This is a genomic window from Marinomonas transparens (genome assembly GCF_016463975.1).
Classification (GTDB): Bacteria; Pseudomonadota; Gammaproteobacteria; order Pseudomonadales; family Marinomonadaceae; genus Marinomonas; species Marinomonas transparens.
The window spans coordinates 174,527-188,793 of record NZ_JAEMNX010000005.1; the positions used below are offsets into that span (position 1 = coordinate 174,527).

A 14,267-nucleotide genomic window follows, 5' to 3' on the forward strand; every position below is an offset into this window, starting at 1 on the left:
AAATAATAACACTCAATGCTTCTTCAGCCCATGACAAACAAAGCTCACCTAAAGTGACTTACGCAGATACACTCGAGATAAGCCTTGTTCATTACGTAAATCGTATTCTTGATAACCCATACGCTGATAAAGGTCTCGATTTTCCTGCATTTTTACGTTGGTATAAAGATAAATGGAGGTAAAGCCAGCCGCTAAAGCTTGCTGTTCTGCTAGTGCTAAAAGTCGCTTTCCAACGCCACGCCCTTGGGCCTTTGGAGCCACGGCAATGTTGTCTAATAGAAAACCTTCTGGAGTTTGCGCCAGTACCAACACACCCAAAACATCCTTGATACCCTCTTCAAGTGCGACAAAGACAGATTTTTCTTCGAGCACTTGAGCATAATTTTCTCTCATAGGAGCAGGTAGACAACCAAGGCGCTGTTCGTAGTGACAGTAGGCCTGTTTCACACAGTCTTCAATCCCTTTCAGGTGTGCTGTACCAGCCCGATTAATATTCATGACTGTTTTCCTAAAACGGACTATGGCTACTTATCCTGAATAGCAAGACGCGCACCCAATAAGCAATAAATACTACCGACAAACTTACCCTGCCAACGAGCAATCGCAGGATTACGTCTCAGTAAACTCCCAATCCACCCTGCACTAAAAGCCACAACAACAGTACCGAGTAAACCGACCAACACAAAAAGTACGCCTAGTTCAAGCAATTGCAAGGCGACAAAACCATTGTCTGGATTCACGAAGTGCGGAAGAAAAGCCATGAAAAACAAAGCTGACTTAGGATTGAGCACCTCGGCTAACACAGCTTGACGAAAGGCGACCTTAGAGGTTATTTGATTACTCGCCAGTACAGCGCCATGATCAACCTTTTCAATAAAAGCACGAATGCCCAGATAAATCAGATAACCTGCGCCAAGAAACTTAACGACACTAAACAAGACAGCTGATGTCATGATAATGGCAGACACCCCCACCACCGCCATCAGAGTATGCAGTAAATCTCCAACAGCAATTCCCAACCCTGTTGCAATACCGACACGAGCACCTGAACCAGATGCCCTTGCCAGAGTAAGCAACATCGCAGGGCCAGGAATAAACACAAAGCCAAGTAATATCGCCAAATACGTTAAAACGGTTTGATAATCCAGCATACCTATTCCTTAACCACCAACTTCTCTCTTAAAAAAAGATACAACGGCAAACCACAGGAAACACCCACGGTTAAGGTTCCCACCATCGCCAAGCCATAATACTTTACCCCATTGCGGCGCCCATCCACCAAGATAAAAGCGAGTAAAGTCACAGCAGAGACCAATACATCCAACCAAGCAAACACACTAATAGGGTTGGCAATCGCCGCATTTAAAAATGCGGGTAAATCCACCCCCTTCTCAAACAACCAGGGAAGAAAAGCCCCATAGGGCAAGACCACCCCCAGTATCGTAAGCAACAAATAGAATACCTTCATGCCATACGCCTTATAATGTGATAAAAGAGACAATCTGAACAACGCTATTTCTATAGAAAGCCATGCTTTCAAACATGCTTAACCCAACAAAATCTTAACAATAAAGGTACTATCTCTTAGGAGACTTTTGCGGACGTTTGCCACTACTCTGTGGTTTACCTTGAGATTTAGAAGCACCTTTTGAGGCTGGACGCCCTTTGGTGGCACCGCCCTTTGACGTTCCTGTCGGCTTCCTTGTCTCCCCTGATGGCCGCTTGCCATTTCCCTTCGAAGCGCCTGCTGGTTTTGAAGAGCCTGTTGGTTTCTTACCATCAGCAAAAGGTTTCTTGCCAGTAGGACGTTTTCCATTAGAGCGTCTGTCATCAGCACCTTTACCACTAGGCTGTTTTGTGTTGCCTCTAGAAGTTCCTGTAGATTTTCTAGCCCCTGTTGTTTGTTTAGTGCCGCTATCTCGACCAGTATTCCGTGAGGTATTTTGCGACTTCCGGTTTGGTGCCGCCTCTGAGGAAGAATCCTCAACCGCTTTTAATAACTCGGTCAGTTCTTTTTCGGTTAAATCGCGCCATTCTCCGACCGGTAAGCCTTTCAAACTCACGTTCATAATGCGTGTGCGTTCGAGCTTTACGACCTCATAACCAAAGTATTCACACATGCGGCGAATTTGCCGATTTAACCCTTGCACTAAAGTAATATTAAAAACGCTTGGAGCCACCTTGCTCACAGGGCATTTCTTCGTTCTTGTTCCTAAAATTGGAACGCCGCCAGCTAAACCACTAATAAAGTCATCCGTAATAGGTTTATTAACCGTCACTAGGTATTCTTTTTCGTGGTTATTACCTGCGCGCAATACCTTATTCACCAAGTCACCATTATTGGTGAGGAAGATCAAACCTTGGGAATCTTTATCTAACCGACCAATAGGAAAGATGCGAGCGCTGTGATTTACAAAGTCTACTATATTGTCTTTTTCAGAACTTTCCGTGGTGCTTACAATACCGACTGGCTTGTTGACCGCAATGAACAAAAAATCTTCCGCATCTTGCGGTTCAATCAGCTGACCATTGACCCTAACAGTATCCCCAGCAGTAACCTGATCGCCAATTTTAGCCCGCTTACCATTGATGAACACATTACCCTGTTCAATGAAACGATCGGCGTCTCTGCGCGAGCAAATACCGCTTTCGCTAATGTATTTATTTAAACGAGTGGATGAAGCATTAAACATAAAGCGCCGTCTTGGTTGTTTCAAAAGGCCACCAAAATATTACTGGGCAACCTAAATCGTTGAATAAAGTGAAAGGTCAAATTATATAGGAAATCAACTGAGTGTTTTAGAAGAGAAACGAATAACACACATAAATATAGGCAGAGTAGACTCACCTTTCCTAGCCCAAGTTAAGAATCTCTTAAGATTACTCACCTAGAATGAAACCATGCAAGGAACAACATCAAGCCACCAACTAGATTTTGAGGAAACCTGATATGAGTAACAGTACGAAACCCTATAGCAGCCTACAAATTGCACTTCATTGGGCAGTAGCAGCGTTGATCATCCTGAACTATTTCGTGAGTGAAGGCATGGGGCACGCCTTTCACCAACACCTTGACAACAGTAACGACGGCTATGGTTTAGTATCATCCATCCATGTGTATGTTGGTTTAACCATCATTGCCTTAGTGATTATTCGGCTTATTGTCCGTGTTGTTAGCAAAACACCAGCACCAAGTAAAACAAATTATGCCATGCTAGATCGTGTGTCCAAAGGTATGCACCACCTCTTGTATTTACTGATGTTCCTAGTTCCCGTGTTTGGTGCAGGTGCGTGGTTTTTCGGTATTCATATTCTGGGTGACGTACACGAAATCACCATGAACCTGATGATGCTTCTGGTGCTAATACATGCCTCAGCCGCTCTCTTCCATCAATATATTCTGAAAGATGACACACTATTGAAAATGTTCGGCAGGAAATGATTGTTCAGACCCAATCTCGGTTAATGCGTCTCTAAATACCGTTTTTCTTGCTTAAGAATCTGATCCGTATTAAGGGACGCAATACTGACATCGCTTGAATGGGGCAACATACCAAGGGTTTGTAAATGTAAGTAGCGCATGGCGCAAACTCGAAGAAAAGACGTGAAGTTATCAAGATCATGACCCGCATCCAAGGCTTCGTGATTGAGCTTAGCCACCATCTGCGACAGTGATAGTTTATCTCGCTGAGCAATCTCTTCTAGAGTAAACCAGAAAAAACTCTCTAACCGAATGCTAGTCACCATACCGTCAATACGTATGGAACGAGTGACGTTTTGCCATAAACTAGGATCTGAGTTAACGAATAGCTTACACATTTTATTATCCCTATTAAGACACTTGTTACTATCAGAATGTAAAGAGGCACATGGCAAACAGTTTAGCCCAAAACTCCCAGAGAAGAGAAACAGGCTGAACCATACAATAACAATGGTCTAACCTGTTCTGCAGTGAGGATTAAATATTAGGAAATTTTTAACGCCATTAGTCTGCTAGTAAGACATAAAACTGCGCCAACCAAGCCGGATGAGCTGTCCATGCAGGTGCCGTCACTAAGTTGCCATCCGTCACGGCTTTATCCATAGACAAATTCACAAAGTGGCCTTTTGCTAAGGCTACTTCAGGCTGACAGGCAGGATATGCCGAACACTTTTTACCTTCCAAGACACCTGCTGCAACCAACAACTGCGCCCCATGACACACAGCCGCGACAGGTTTGTTCGTCGTAAAAAAGTGCCTAACCATGACAAGCACCTCTTTATTGAGGCGTAGGTATTCTGGCGCCCGACCACCAGGAATAACCAAAGCATCATAGTCCTCAACCTTAATCTCACTAAAAGTCGCATTCAAAGCAAAGCGATGACCCGGCTTTTCGGTATAAGTTTGATCGCCTTCAAAATCATGAATCGCCGTTGCCACCGTATCGCCAGCTTGTTTATCAGGACAAACCGCATGCACAGTATGACCCATACTCATTAAAGCCTGAAAGGGCACCATGGTTTCATAATCTTCCGTGAAATCACCTGTAACCATCAATATTTTTTTATTTTTCATCCGTTTTCTCTTATTGAGTTTAAAGCGTCTTATGTTTTTAGCAGCTTAAAGAAGAGAAAAGGTATTAAGGGGTTATTACATTTAGATCGCTCTGCAGGGGAAGCCACTTCATGCCTTCCCCTTGTTTAAAATAACAATCGCAAAAAGCAACAGCCTTCAACAGTTTAGTCGTCATTGTTACGCTCTTCGGGTAGGTCTGTTAAATATTGAACAAACTCCACCTCATAACCAGACGGATCAATAAAATACACATTTTGTCGATGAGGATTTTCTGCGCCTTGTTTCGCCACATCAAAGCCAGCCAAACCTAAGCGCTTGATCACGGCTTCTAGGTTATTGGTCACATAGGCAAAATGCGCTAAGCCAACTTGATGACTCATCAAATCGCGATTTTCCCCTGCGCCATTATCATTGAAAGTAATAAACTGATAGTCATCACCAAAGTGCAACCAATTCCGCTCTACGCCATACCATTCAGACTTACCATTGCTGCGGATACGCCAATGAGGAAACGCAGCCCTATAAAAAGTCAGCGTTTCCGCCATGTCTTTTACCACTAAATTAAGGTGTTCTAATCGCATCGTATTTACTTCCTATTTAGATAAGGTTCATCAAAGAAACCTCACTATAGAAGCTCAACTTAACTTGAGGTAAAGTGTTTTTTCACTCTTTTCAAAAAAATCGAGAGACGATGAAAAACGATCAATTAAGTGTTGGCTACATGGCCAAGCGTTGTGGTGTAAAAGTGTCTACACTGCATTTTTACGAACAAAAAGGCTTAATTAGGAGCTGGCGCAATCAGGGGAATCAACGCCGCTATCCTAGAGACACATTACGTAGAGTGTCGGTGATCAAAGCCGCGCAAAAAGTTGGCGTTAGCTTAGAAAAAATCAAACAAGCCCTAGACACCCTGCCCGACAACCGCACACCCAACACAGAAGATTGGCAAATACTGGCATCCAAATGGAACAAAGAGTTAAACGCTCGGATTCAATACTTAGAAAACCTGAGGGACTTACTTTCAGGCTGTATTGGTTGTGGCTGCTTATCCATGGAAAACTGCCCTATCTATAACGATCAAGACAAACTCGCCGCAGAAGGCTCGGGCGCGGTGCTGTTAGATAAAAAAGTAAGATTGGATTAACACGACTTCATGCTGGTCTCAGGTATTCTTTGGGATAGACTCAACCGAAAAAACAGCTAAAGCTGTCTTCACCGACTACAGACAAAAATTCCTCGAGATATTTTACCGTCGGGCATGGTTCATACCTATGCCATTTCATATCGCTTTTTTGCCAATAAACTTTCCACTCTTTTTTCGCTTTGACATAAGTGGCTTTAGCAATTGGGATTTCAATTTTTTCAGTTGAGTCTTTCCAGTCAGGACGTATCTCGAATATTTCTACGCTTTGATTGTCAAGGCGATAAGCTAAATCTACTTCCTGTCTAATATGTGCAGGAGGTCTATGAGCAGATAAGAACTTATCCATTTCTCGCTCACATCTTTTTACTTCAAATTCACTTATCGCCATACTAACCTCATGATTATCATTAATTTTTCAATATTACCCTACACTTACTTTGCGTTCCATTCATAAACCGTCACTACCGACGATTGAGTCGTATGTACCGGATCACTAAAAGCGATGGATTCAGCCTCTTCCATATTGGCCGCTTTAATCAAATAAGCACCACCCGATTTATCCGTAAATGGGCCAGCAAGTTCAAGCTTCCCTTCCTGTTTTAAACGATCTAAAAACGCATAATGATCATCCACAACAGACGTTTGAAACTCCGGTGTACGAAACGCCATGACTAAATATCGAAGCACAATAAAACCCCTTTCTAGAATAAAAGCTTCACGAGCCAGAACTAATTGTGAAGATACTTTTTAGCACACAACCCAACAAAACTACGCCCAGAATTTTGTCCGCTAATCCATTCATAAATGGGGAACAATTCAAACAAACCCACTTTAATCAAGGTTGGTACAGCCGCCTCCAATTGCTCCTCAACTTCCCCACGCTCTCCTGCATTATATAAAGCGATATTACGAAGCATCGTAGCCACTGTCCCTGTTTGTACTTTGCTGCCATCTTTTAGAGTAACAACAGGAAGCTCCTCTCCCTCGGCCAAAATTTTTTTATTAATTGCACCGAGTTGCTCCGTTTTTTCTGGTGAACCTTCAGACATAACTATCTCCTATAAAACCTTTAATTCAATTCTGAGCCAATTTATTTAGCGAGGAACCAGTAAAAGCCAACTGTTATTTGTCCTGCTTTAACGACCTGTTATGTGCGTTGATTTGCATACCAAAGTCCGAAACCAATAATCATAAATAACTCAACAACAACCCACATCCATTGTCTTTGTACTGAGCCATCCAGAGCAATACCCATTAGGCGTGAAATGACAGCTCCCAATGTTAATGTCATCCCCAATGCGGCAACAGTAAATAAGTAAGGCTTAATTTGATGATGAAACATGAGTAAGATACCTAAGCCAATGAAAAGGCCCCAGCGAACTCTTCTTTCAATTGCACGAAAGGTATCTTCTGGAATTGGTTTACTAATCACCAGCTCAGGATTATAGGTAAGAATAATCCCCGCTAATATAAGTATAAAACCAACTGCTTGTAATAATATTTTATGCTCCATTCATGCCTCGAAATGCACAGTTTAACAGTGCGCATGAGCGTTTAGACCATGCGCGTATAGGCATTTATCCACCGAGTGCTCATTTCTCAAAAAGAGCGCGTTGTGGATTCTTATTCATTGCCCTTAACCTTTCAATTGCTCATTAAGAAAGTCATTAATACTATCTACTGCTTGATCAACATAGTTATCTAAATCGTAAGCTTGTATGTGACAGGCTCCGTTTATTACTTTTATCTGAGACATCCCTTGAGACTTAGCTTCTATAAACTGTTCTGTCTGATAACGAGTGGGGGCATTTTCTCCAACAACCCCCAGATAAGGTGTTGTAATAAATGGTGCAAAATTTAACACATTTGACTTTGCCAGCTCCTCAACTGAAAAGAGAGTTAAATCGCGGCTAAAATTAGGCCAGCAACTTTCGACTCGAGTAAAGAAATAGTCGTAGACATCTTTCATAAACTGTTCCTCTGATTTGCCATCAAAAGCCGAATATAGAAGGTCACTGCGTATAGCCTCACCAGTTTCAAAGTATTTTTGACGAGCATTATTTGATTGTTCGAACATAGCCTCACGAATTTCATCAGATACCAATGGGTTAAATGCGATGACATCATGCAAATTAAAATAACCACTAACCGATGCAAACGCTTTTATTCTCTTATCTCCTATCAATGCTCCGCCGATATATGAAGCGCTAGCACAAATACCTAAAGCGGCAATCTTATTACTGTCAATGTTATTCAGTGATGACAGATAACTCACAGCGTTGTGTATATCATCTGTTTTATAAGCAGGGTTTTCATAGCAACGAGGCTGTCCTTCACTTTCTCCAAAAGTTCGATAGTCAAAAGCCAGCACTAAGAAACCTTTCTTTGAAAGCTTCTCCGCATAAAAACCAGCGGCCTGTTCTTTGACCGCTGCTAAAGGACCTGCTGATACGATTGCTGGATAAGCCTTATTTGAATCAAAGTTATCTGGACAATATAGGTCTCCTGCAATGCGAGAGCCTGAACTTAAAAACTCTACTCTGTTTTTTCCTGCGGTTAATGTAGTCATGATCTATCCTCTTGTTGATGCTGTCTGAAACTTATAATAATCAACTGAGTCATAAACAGAACGTACAAAAATGGATATTACTTGCCTATTCCTGCTTTTTATAGAAAATAAAACCGTAATTACCGCCATATAATTGACTATTAATGCTATTCATGGAAAATCGATCTTATGAAGAACCTCTCAGACGAATATGATCGAATAACCCAGAGATACCAACTGCATGGCAAGCAAGAGATGGTGGACACTGAAATTCCCGGTGTTAGCTATTTTCATAGCCCAAACTATTCACCTCGAACGGCAGTAGCGTATGAGCCAGGAATTGCCATTATTGGTACTGGAAAAAAAACGGCTTATTTAGATGATAAGGAGTACCAGTATTATGCAGGACAACACTTATTATTGACCATTCCTCTCATCTTGGAATGCGAAACATTCGCAAGCGAAGAAGAACCTCTACAGGGTTTTTTTATTAAGCTGGATTTACCCAGCCTTGGCTCAATGGTTCGAAGAATATTACACGCATCACCTAACATCTTTACTGAAACAAGTGATTATTTTATCGGTGTAGAACCAATCCCAAATTCCGATGAACTGATAGAAATTCAGTGTCGACTTTTAGACACTCTCCAGTCACCTTTAGATGCAGAAATAATAGGAAAAAGCATTATAGATGAGTTCATTTATCGGCTTTTACTTCGTCCCGAAGGAAAAGCTCTTTTTGCACTGGTACAACATACGACACACTTTGGGAATATTGCGAAAACAATCGAACTGACACACAATGACCTAACAAGAAACTATACCGTTCGCGAACTTGCTGAACATTCAGGTATGAGCATCTCTTCTTTTCATCGCGCCTTTAAACAAGTCACAAACGAGTCACCGCTGCAATACATTAAAAAGATGAAGTTATTTAAGGCTAAGACTCTTATTATTCATGAGGGGATGAAAATAAGCCTTGCGTCTCAACAAGTTGGCTATGAAAGTGTTTCTCAGTTTAGTAGAGAATTTAAGCGTTTATTTCATGTACCGCCTAGTCAATCTAATAAAATTAGTTATGCTGAAGTAAATTAAATCTTCTAGATCTAAGACAGCTTTAGCCTCATAAAGGTTTTACTGGATACGCACATTAAAAATTCTCAGAACACTACGTCATCACCCTAGACCAACTCACCCACCTAGCAGGCGAAGTCGAAAAACGGCAACGCATCACAGAACAAACCTGCCAACAGAAGATACAGGAATATCAGAAAGGAGTTTAATTAATTGGGGGTTGGGGAATTAACGGGGCTGAGCGGTTGAATCATAAAATCAACGACTCTGGCTCCTTGAATCGAATCGACGATTCTGAGCGCTTGAATCGTAAAATCAACGACTCTGACGCCTTGAATCTAGTTCCGTTTAAACGCCTTGTTAAATGCCTACACCGATTGAAGCGTTTTGTCAGTTATCGTAACTAACTCAGAGATGAATCTAATACACTGGTCTAATTCTTTGCGTTTGATTAAATCAGGTTTAGTCATATCAACTTGAGATCTATGGACGGCTTCACCTCTTCTTTTTAACCATCTGTCCAATTCTTTTTTGGCAAGCTTATGCTCTAAATAGTTACCCCAAACCCAACTTTCAGTGACATCAATACCAAAGAAGTCACTAAATAATAACTTAGTCTTTTGGGAATCAGGATTATGAAACATCTTCAATCTATTAGTAAATTCGCGTTCTAAATAATTTCCAATATGGCATCCCTGCAACACACCAAATTTATTAGTGAATAGTTCAGTCGCAATGTCTTCAACATAGGTTTCCCATGCAGTTAAAGTCATAATCAATGCTGCTCGTTTTAATGCTTCAGGTGGTAATGCATCAGGTTTAGCATTCAATAAGTCATAGCATTCTGCTAGTTCTTTCGCATCAGAAATTGCGAGTTTAAAATTACTTAAGGATACTGACATTTATATGGAGCCTCCATGGCATTTAACAGTTTAATAGTGCGCATGCGTGTTTAGACAATTTCCAGAACTTCAAAATAACCTTATAAACAATTGAATAATAAACGTTTTATAAAGCTATTCACAAAGCTAGGAACTGGAAAAACGAGCATGTGCGTTTACACATTTATCCACCAAGTGCTCATTTCTCAAAAAGAGCCCGTTGTGAATGCTTATTCATTGATACTAAAACGCTTTTGGCTTTTTTCCAAACGGGGGCTGTAGTAGCATGAACATATGAAGAAGTTACTCGATTACCTACCTAATAAAGAGGCAGTTAGTGAGGGGGAAGACAGGGCGGATATGACACAGTCGCCAAGGCTTCAAACCTTTCCTAAGCCTTTGTCTGAGCGGAAGCTGGAAGACATTGAGACCATCGCGACGACGATACGCGATGTGCTGGATGATTTTATGCTAGATCGCTCTGGTAAGAAGAGTAAATACCGGATTAACAAGATCATCTTATTCGGCAGCCACGCCAAGGGCACATGGGTAAACGACCCCGCCAACGGCTACGTGAGCGACTACGATATACTGGTCATCGTCAACCAAATCGCCCTAGTGGAAGAATACGAAATTTGGCAAGCGGTAGAAGACAAGGTAAAACGCAAAGTTAAAGCGCCGCTGGGTTTGCTTGTCCACACCCAGAAAGATGTCAGTGACATGCTGCACCAAGGGCACTACTTCTTCAAAGACATACGCGAAGAAGGCATCGAACTGTTCAGCGCGAATGGCAAAGAACTCCCCCTAGCCAATCATATCCCTCAAGAAGAACAAGTCGAAATCGCCAATAAACACTTTAAGATTTGGTTTGAAAGCTCTACTCGATTTTTAACATTATCCCAAGATTCATTTAAGAGGGAATGGTTAAATGAAACAGCTTTCCTATTACACCAAGCTAGTGAACACTTCTTCTGTTGCACCCTACTCGTATGCACCAACTACATGCCCAAAACCCACAACCTCGAACACCTACGTTCACTCTGCGCTCAACAGAATCCAGAATTTGCACTGCTTTTCCCCGCCGACACCAAAGAAAAACGTCGCAGCTTCCAACGCCTAAAAAACGCCTACGTCGATGGCCGCTACTCAGAACACTACGTCATAACCCTAGACGAACTCAACTACCTCGCCAGCGAAGTCGAAACACTACAACGCATCACAGAACAAACCTGCCAGCAGAAGATACAGGAATATCAGAACGGAGTTTAATACATTGGGGGGTTGGGGAATCGACGGGGCTGAGCGATTGAATCGTAAAATCAACGACTCTGCCCCCTTGAATCAATTATTAAATCGCAATTATTCGTAAGCTAGAACGGCATGTCGTCATCAAAATCTGGAGCTTCCTCGGCCTCAGCATTAGTTTCAGCCACTGGTTGATGAGCGAATACCGGCGGTTTTTTTAGTGCTCTATAACACGCCAAAAATTCATCTCGATCATTTACCTTCATCAAAACAGGATTCTCACAACTTGATCCCCGCCCAAAAAATACCGCATGCCGCTCCCTTACAGAGGACAATGATTGCGCGTAATCTTTACCGATATAGTTCCCTAGAAAATCCTTTCCTGTATCGTCGAAGGTACGCATCGCGAATATTGTGTTGCATTGATTAAGGATGGTTTTAGTAACATTAGCTGTTCGCTGTGTGATCAATAGGCAGCCCAGTCCGTACTTTCTACCTTGAAGAATTGCTCTAGCTGTACCACTCGTCGCATGCTTGTCACCATCAGCCACCACTGAGTTCCACTCCGGAACAAGTGAGTGGGCTTCTTCATAAACAAGGCAGGCCCTAGCCTGATCTGACATCTGGGAAGATAAGATGTCAAGTACAGTTTCAGAAACAATTTGAGTGATTTCGACAGGAGTTACGCTGAAGAGCGCTGCTCCACGCTGCCATTGACCTTCCGAATGATAGCTACCCGGCGCTCGATCTTGACGAGTTGCAACGAATTCAGCTGGATTATATATTTTCAGAAGATGACCAGCAGTATTGTTGATGAAATCATTTAGATCTTCATAAAAAGCTTGTTTCAGATGAGGCAAACTGCCGCCTTTTTCAGGGCTTTCCTGCCACACATCCCTATCTTTATCAGTAGCTGTGCGTAACTTAAATAGACAAGCTTCTTCGTATCGGGCGTTATAGTAATCAGATAGTTCTGTCGAGTATTGATTGGTTAGATCCAAGCATACTACTTTGATCCCTTCAGCCATCATTCTTTCTAATAACTCGATGGCTAGCATCGATTTCCCAACACCAAGAATTCCCAGTATCGCTGTATTGTGCGTTACTAGATGATTTATGTTTCCAATTTTGACTTGGTAGTTGCTGTCAGGAAAGTGACCGATTGTATCAGGTTCAATATGGTAGGCATCCTGATGCTCAAGAAATACAGGGCTATTGATATTAGGCAACCAATTGAATTGATAAAATTTCTTTCGCTGTTCGTCCCAAACGCCAATTTGTTGCGCTTGGGCCCTGAGATACCCATATGTGTTCTTTTGATGGACTACTTCCTCCTTGGTTAATCCCCCAACAATTTGATAAAGAACCTTTTCATTTTGTACTCTGACAGCAACTAAACGCCCCTCCTTGAGGTCAGAATTATCCACAACTTCAAAATACAACCTCTCTATAGAGCTATCGGGCGCGACAATTCCAACCACTCGTTGACTCTGAGCTAAATCAATATTCTCTGAAACACATATTTTTTCTAAATAGCTACCCTCTATTTGTGCAACTGAATCGCTTGGCACGAGGTGTTCAAGTTCTTCAAATCGACCCGAATCAAGAGTTGCTAACTCAACGGCTCGTGTCAGTATGCCATTTTCCCTACCAACAAAATCAAGGGTAATAGCAAGCTTAGACTTAGAGTGTTTGTCTTTTATATAAACTATGGATTTTAACGGAATGTCATCGTCTTTAATTTGGCGGATAAGAATAATGTTCGGCTGCTGATAAGCGGCTACTTCTGCATAGCTAGTAATTTTACCCCTTGCCTTCGCTGATTTACGAATTCTATTGAATGTTCTAACTATTACATCACCAGCGGACATCGAAACCGTAAGCAACATCGCTATCGCTATGAGTATTAGCTCATTTGGCTTATCAATGTGATAGGAATACATCGCAAAAATTATAATAGGGGTGTAAATAACCTGAGGTTTAGCAATGACTTCTAAAAATATACGAATTTTATTGGATATATCTTGAAGCCTTTCACTTCCCCAGTTGTTTAGAGTGATGGCAATTAGTGAGAACCCTAAAACGAGCGCGGATACACCTATAGTGGCCAAGAACGCAGTTTTTATTTCCACTGACCAAGAGGTCCAATCATTTATCAGCATTAATGACACAAACGCTGGAACTGCATATGAAACGGCGTCTATAGGTTTAACATAGAAAGGGGTTACGATTTTTGAGCCAACCAAAACACTTAACAAAGCCGTATAGAACCAGAACCCTGCATCACCTGTTGGTGGATAAGGCTTTCCGAATGCCAGAGCACAGATGATAAAAAGTATAAAAAGATCTATCCCTAGTGATACGACCCTTTCTTTTTGAGAAAGCTTGCTCATTCCCTAAATCCTTAGCCAGTTGTATTTAATGACGCAAATGACGTGTAACAGTTTAATAATGCGCATACGTTTTTAGACAATTTAAAAACCTCAAAATAACCTTATAAAAAATTGAATCATAAAAGTTTTATAAAGCTATTCAAAAAAAACCTAACACTGTAAAAACGAGCTAATTTAAGTATTTCGAGGAAGGTGATTAAAGAGAGAAACTAGATAAGAAAATTCCATCTAAAAACATGCCCTTCCCTGACTGCTTTTGACAATACTATTAGGCTATTTAAATAACCACTTTATATTTGTGTCTTTTTTTTAATAACAAGCCGTTATGTAACGCTTGATTACCGATGCCTCGCCAGTACAAAACCACAAGACATGACCCCTCCCTCGCCCTTGTATCTTTCTCAGTGAATTGCTTAGCTAGTAATTC

Annotated in this window: 18 protein-coding genes; 4 read left to right on the forward strand and 14 right to left on the reverse strand. The window is 41.5% G+C overall.

Going from position 1 to position 14,267, the window contains the following annotated elements; translation table 11 throughout:
- Positions 1-48 precede the first annotated feature (48 nt).
- From I8J31_RS07095 to rluF, 4 genes are all read right to left on the reverse strand, one after another.
- Positions 49-498 (reverse strand): GNAT family N-acetyltransferase, encoded by a 450-nt coding sequence (locus tag I8J31_RS07095; protein ID WP_199467581.1) that lies wholly within the window; start codon positions 496-498, stop codon positions 49-51.
- 26 nt (positions 499-524) lie between these two features.
- On the reverse strand, positions 525-1,151 hold the full coding sequence (locus I8J31_RS07100; protein WP_199467582.1) for a LysE family translocator: 627 nt from the start codon (positions 1,149-1,151) through the stop codon (positions 525-527).
- Between the two features lie 2 nt (positions 1,152-1,153).
- Complete coding sequence (locus I8J31_RS07105) at positions 1,154-1,468, reverse strand: DUF2834 domain-containing protein (RefSeq protein ID WP_199467583.1); 315 nt, start codon at positions 1,466-1,468, stop codon at positions 1,154-1,156.
- Between the two features lie 109 nt (positions 1,469-1,577).
- Entirely contained in the window at positions 1,578-2,693 is a 1,116-nt protein-coding gene (rluF, locus tag I8J31_RS07110; RefSeq protein WP_199467584.1) for a 23S rRNA pseudouridine(2604) synthase RluF, read from the reverse strand.
- A 257-nt stretch (positions 2,694-2,950) separates the two neighbouring features.
- Between rluF and I8J31_RS07115 the strand changes: the two genes are divergently transcribed.
- Positions 2,951-3,442, forward strand: coding sequence for a cytochrome b (locus tag I8J31_RS07115; protein ID WP_199467585.1), 492 nt, complete (start codon positions 2,951-2,953; stop codon positions 3,440-3,442).
- A 20-nt stretch (positions 3,443-3,462) separates the two neighbouring features.
- Here I8J31_RS07115 and I8J31_RS07120 read toward each other — a convergent pair whose 3' ends face one another.
- The 3 genes from I8J31_RS07120 to I8J31_RS07130 all read right to left on the reverse strand — a co-directional run bounded on the left by I8J31_RS07120 (position 3,463) and on the right by I8J31_RS07130 (position 5,136).
- A complete protein-coding gene (locus I8J31_RS07120) occupies positions 3,463-3,819 on the reverse strand; it encodes a ribbon-helix-helix domain-containing protein (protein ID WP_199467586.1) in 357 nt (118 codons plus the stop codon).
- Positions 3,820-3,985: 166 nt separating this feature from the next.
- Complete coding sequence (locus I8J31_RS07125) at positions 3,986-4,555, reverse strand: DJ-1/PfpI family protein (protein WP_199467587.1); 570 nt, start codon at positions 4,553-4,555, stop codon at positions 3,986-3,988.
- 164 nt (positions 4,556-4,719) lie between these two features.
- Positions 4,720-5,136 (reverse strand): VOC family protein, encoded by a 417-nt coding sequence (locus tag I8J31_RS07130; RefSeq protein WP_199467588.1) that lies wholly within the window; start codon positions 5,134-5,136, stop codon positions 4,720-4,722.
- 110 nt (positions 5,137-5,246) lie between these two features.
- Here I8J31_RS07130 and soxR point away from each other — a divergent pair, with 110 nt between their 5' ends.
- Positions 5,247-5,699, forward strand: a complete 453-nt coding sequence (gene soxR / locus I8J31_RS07135; protein ID WP_199467589.1) for a redox-sensitive transcriptional activator SoxR — start codon at positions 5,247-5,249, stop codon at positions 5,697-5,699.
- 40 nt (positions 5,700-5,739) lie between these two features.
- On the opposite strand, the gene I8J31_RS07140 is transcribed toward soxR, so the two are convergent.
- The 5 genes from I8J31_RS07140 to I8J31_RS07160 form a co-directional block, all read right to left on the reverse strand.
- A complete protein-coding gene (locus tag I8J31_RS07140) occupies positions 5,740-6,087 on the reverse strand; it encodes a DUF3024 domain-containing protein (protein ID WP_199467590.1) in 348 nt (115 codons plus the stop codon).
- Between the two features lie 44 nt (positions 6,088-6,131).
- Entirely contained in the window at positions 6,132-6,386 is a 255-nt protein-coding gene (locus tag I8J31_RS07145) for a YciI family protein (RefSeq protein WP_199467591.1), read from the reverse strand.
- Between the two features lie 41 nt (positions 6,387-6,427).
- A complete protein-coding gene (locus tag I8J31_RS07150) occupies positions 6,428-6,748 on the reverse strand; it encodes a DUF7709 family protein (RefSeq protein WP_199467592.1) in 321 nt (106 codons plus the stop codon).
- Between the two features lie 98 nt (positions 6,749-6,846).
- Positions 6,847-7,212 carry a DUF4345 family protein gene (locus tag I8J31_RS07155; protein WP_199467593.1) on the reverse strand — a complete coding sequence of 122 codons (366 nt, stop codon included), beginning with the start codon at positions 7,210-7,212 and terminating at the stop codon, positions 6,847-6,849.
- A 123-nt stretch (positions 7,213-7,335) separates the two neighbouring features.
- A complete protein-coding gene (locus I8J31_RS07160; protein WP_199467594.1) occupies positions 7,336-8,268 on the reverse strand; it encodes an alpha/beta hydrolase in 933 nt (310 codons plus the stop codon).
- Positions 8,269-8,436: 168 nt separating this feature from the next.
- Here I8J31_RS07160 and I8J31_RS07165 point away from each other — a divergent pair, with 168 nt between their 5' ends.
- The gene (locus I8J31_RS07165) at positions 8,437-9,342 is read left to right on the forward strand and encodes an AraC family transcriptional regulator (RefSeq protein ID WP_199467595.1); all 906 of its coding nucleotides are present in this window, start codon (positions 8,437-8,439) and stop codon (positions 9,340-9,342) included.
- Between the two features lie 347 nt (positions 9,343-9,689).
- Here the strand turns inward: I8J31_RS07165 and I8J31_RS07170 are convergent, their stop codons facing one another.
- Positions 9,690-10,223: a HEPN domain-containing protein gene (locus tag I8J31_RS07170; protein WP_199467596.1), complete on the reverse strand. Its 534-nt coding sequence runs from the start codon at positions 10,221-10,223 to the stop codon at positions 9,690-9,692.
- A 273-nt stretch (positions 10,224-10,496) separates the two neighbouring features.
- Here I8J31_RS07170 and I8J31_RS07175 point away from each other — a divergent pair, with 273 nt between their 5' ends.
- Positions 10,497-11,471, forward strand: coding sequence for a HEPN domain-containing protein (locus I8J31_RS07175; protein WP_199467597.1), 975 nt, complete (start codon positions 10,497-10,499; stop codon positions 11,469-11,471).
- 101 nt (positions 11,472-11,572) lie between these two features.
- Here the strand turns inward: I8J31_RS07175 and I8J31_RS07180 are convergent, their stop codons facing one another.
- Positions 11,573-13,840: an ATP-binding protein gene (locus I8J31_RS07180; protein WP_199467598.1), complete on the reverse strand. Its 2,268-nt coding sequence runs from the start codon at positions 13,838-13,840 to the stop codon at positions 11,573-11,575.
- Positions 13,841-14,267 lie beyond the last annotated feature (427 nt).

Bases quoted from the DNA above. Each gene is read 5' to 3' on its own strand.
- I8J31_RS07160 (WP_199467594.1), bottom strand. From the start codon at position 8,268: ATGACTACATTAACCGCAGGAAAAAACAGAGTAGAGTTTTTAAGTTCA.
- I8J31_RS07125 (WP_199467587.1), bottom strand. From the start codon at position 4,555: ATGAAAAATAAAAAAATATTGATGGTTACAGGTGATTTCACGGAAGAT.
- I8J31_RS07120 (WP_199467586.1), bottom strand. From the start codon at position 3,819: ATGTGTAAGCTATTCGTTAACTCAGATCCTAGTTTATGGCAAAACGTC.
- I8J31_RS07175 (WP_199467597.1), top strand. From the start codon at position 10,497: ATGAAGAAGTTACTCGATTACCTACCTAATAAAGAGGCAGTTAGTGAG.
- rluF (WP_199467584.1), bottom strand. From the start codon at position 2,693: ATGTTTAATGCTTCATCCACTCGTTTAAATAAATACATTAGCGAAAGC.
- I8J31_RS07100 (WP_199467582.1), bottom strand. From the start codon at position 1,151: ATGCTGGATTATCAAACCGTTTTAACGTATTTGGCGATATTACTTGGC.
- I8J31_RS07170 (WP_199467596.1), bottom strand. From the start codon at position 10,223: ATGTCAGTATCCTTAAGTAATTTTAAACTCGCAATTTCTGATGCGAAA.
- I8J31_RS07130 (WP_199467588.1), bottom strand. From the start codon at position 5,136: ATGCGATTAGAACACCTTAATTTAGTGGTAAAAGACATGGCGGAAACG.
- I8J31_RS07180 (WP_199467598.1), bottom strand. From the start codon at position 13,840: ATGAGCAAGCTTTCTCAAAAAGAAAGGGTCGTATCACTAGGGATAGAT.
- I8J31_RS07150 (WP_199467592.1), bottom strand. From the start codon at position 6,748: ATGTCTGAAGGTTCACCAGAAAAAACGGAGCAACTCGGTGCAATTAAT.
- soxR (WP_199467589.1), top strand. From the start codon at position 5,247: ATGAAAAACGATCAATTAAGTGTTGGCTACATGGCCAAGCGTTGTGGT.
- I8J31_RS07155 (WP_199467593.1), bottom strand. From the start codon at position 7,212: ATGGAGCATAAAATATTATTACAAGCAGTTGGTTTTATACTTATATTA.
- I8J31_RS07115 (WP_199467585.1), top strand. From the start codon at position 2,951: ATGAGTAACAGTACGAAACCCTATAGCAGCCTACAAATTGCACTTCAT.
- I8J31_RS07140 (WP_199467590.1), bottom strand. From the start codon at position 6,087: ATGGCGATAAGTGAATTTGAAGTAAAAAGATGTGAGCGAGAAATGGAT.
- I8J31_RS07165 (WP_199467595.1), top strand. From the start codon at position 8,437: ATGAAGAACCTCTCAGACGAATATGATCGAATAACCCAGAGATACCAA.
- I8J31_RS07095 (WP_199467581.1), bottom strand. From the start codon at position 498: ATGAATATTAATCGGGCTGGTACAGCACACCTGAAAGGGATTGAAGAC.
- I8J31_RS07105 (WP_199467583.1), bottom strand. From the start codon at position 1,468: ATGAAGGTATTCTATTTGTTGCTTACGATACTGGGGGTGGTCTTGCCC.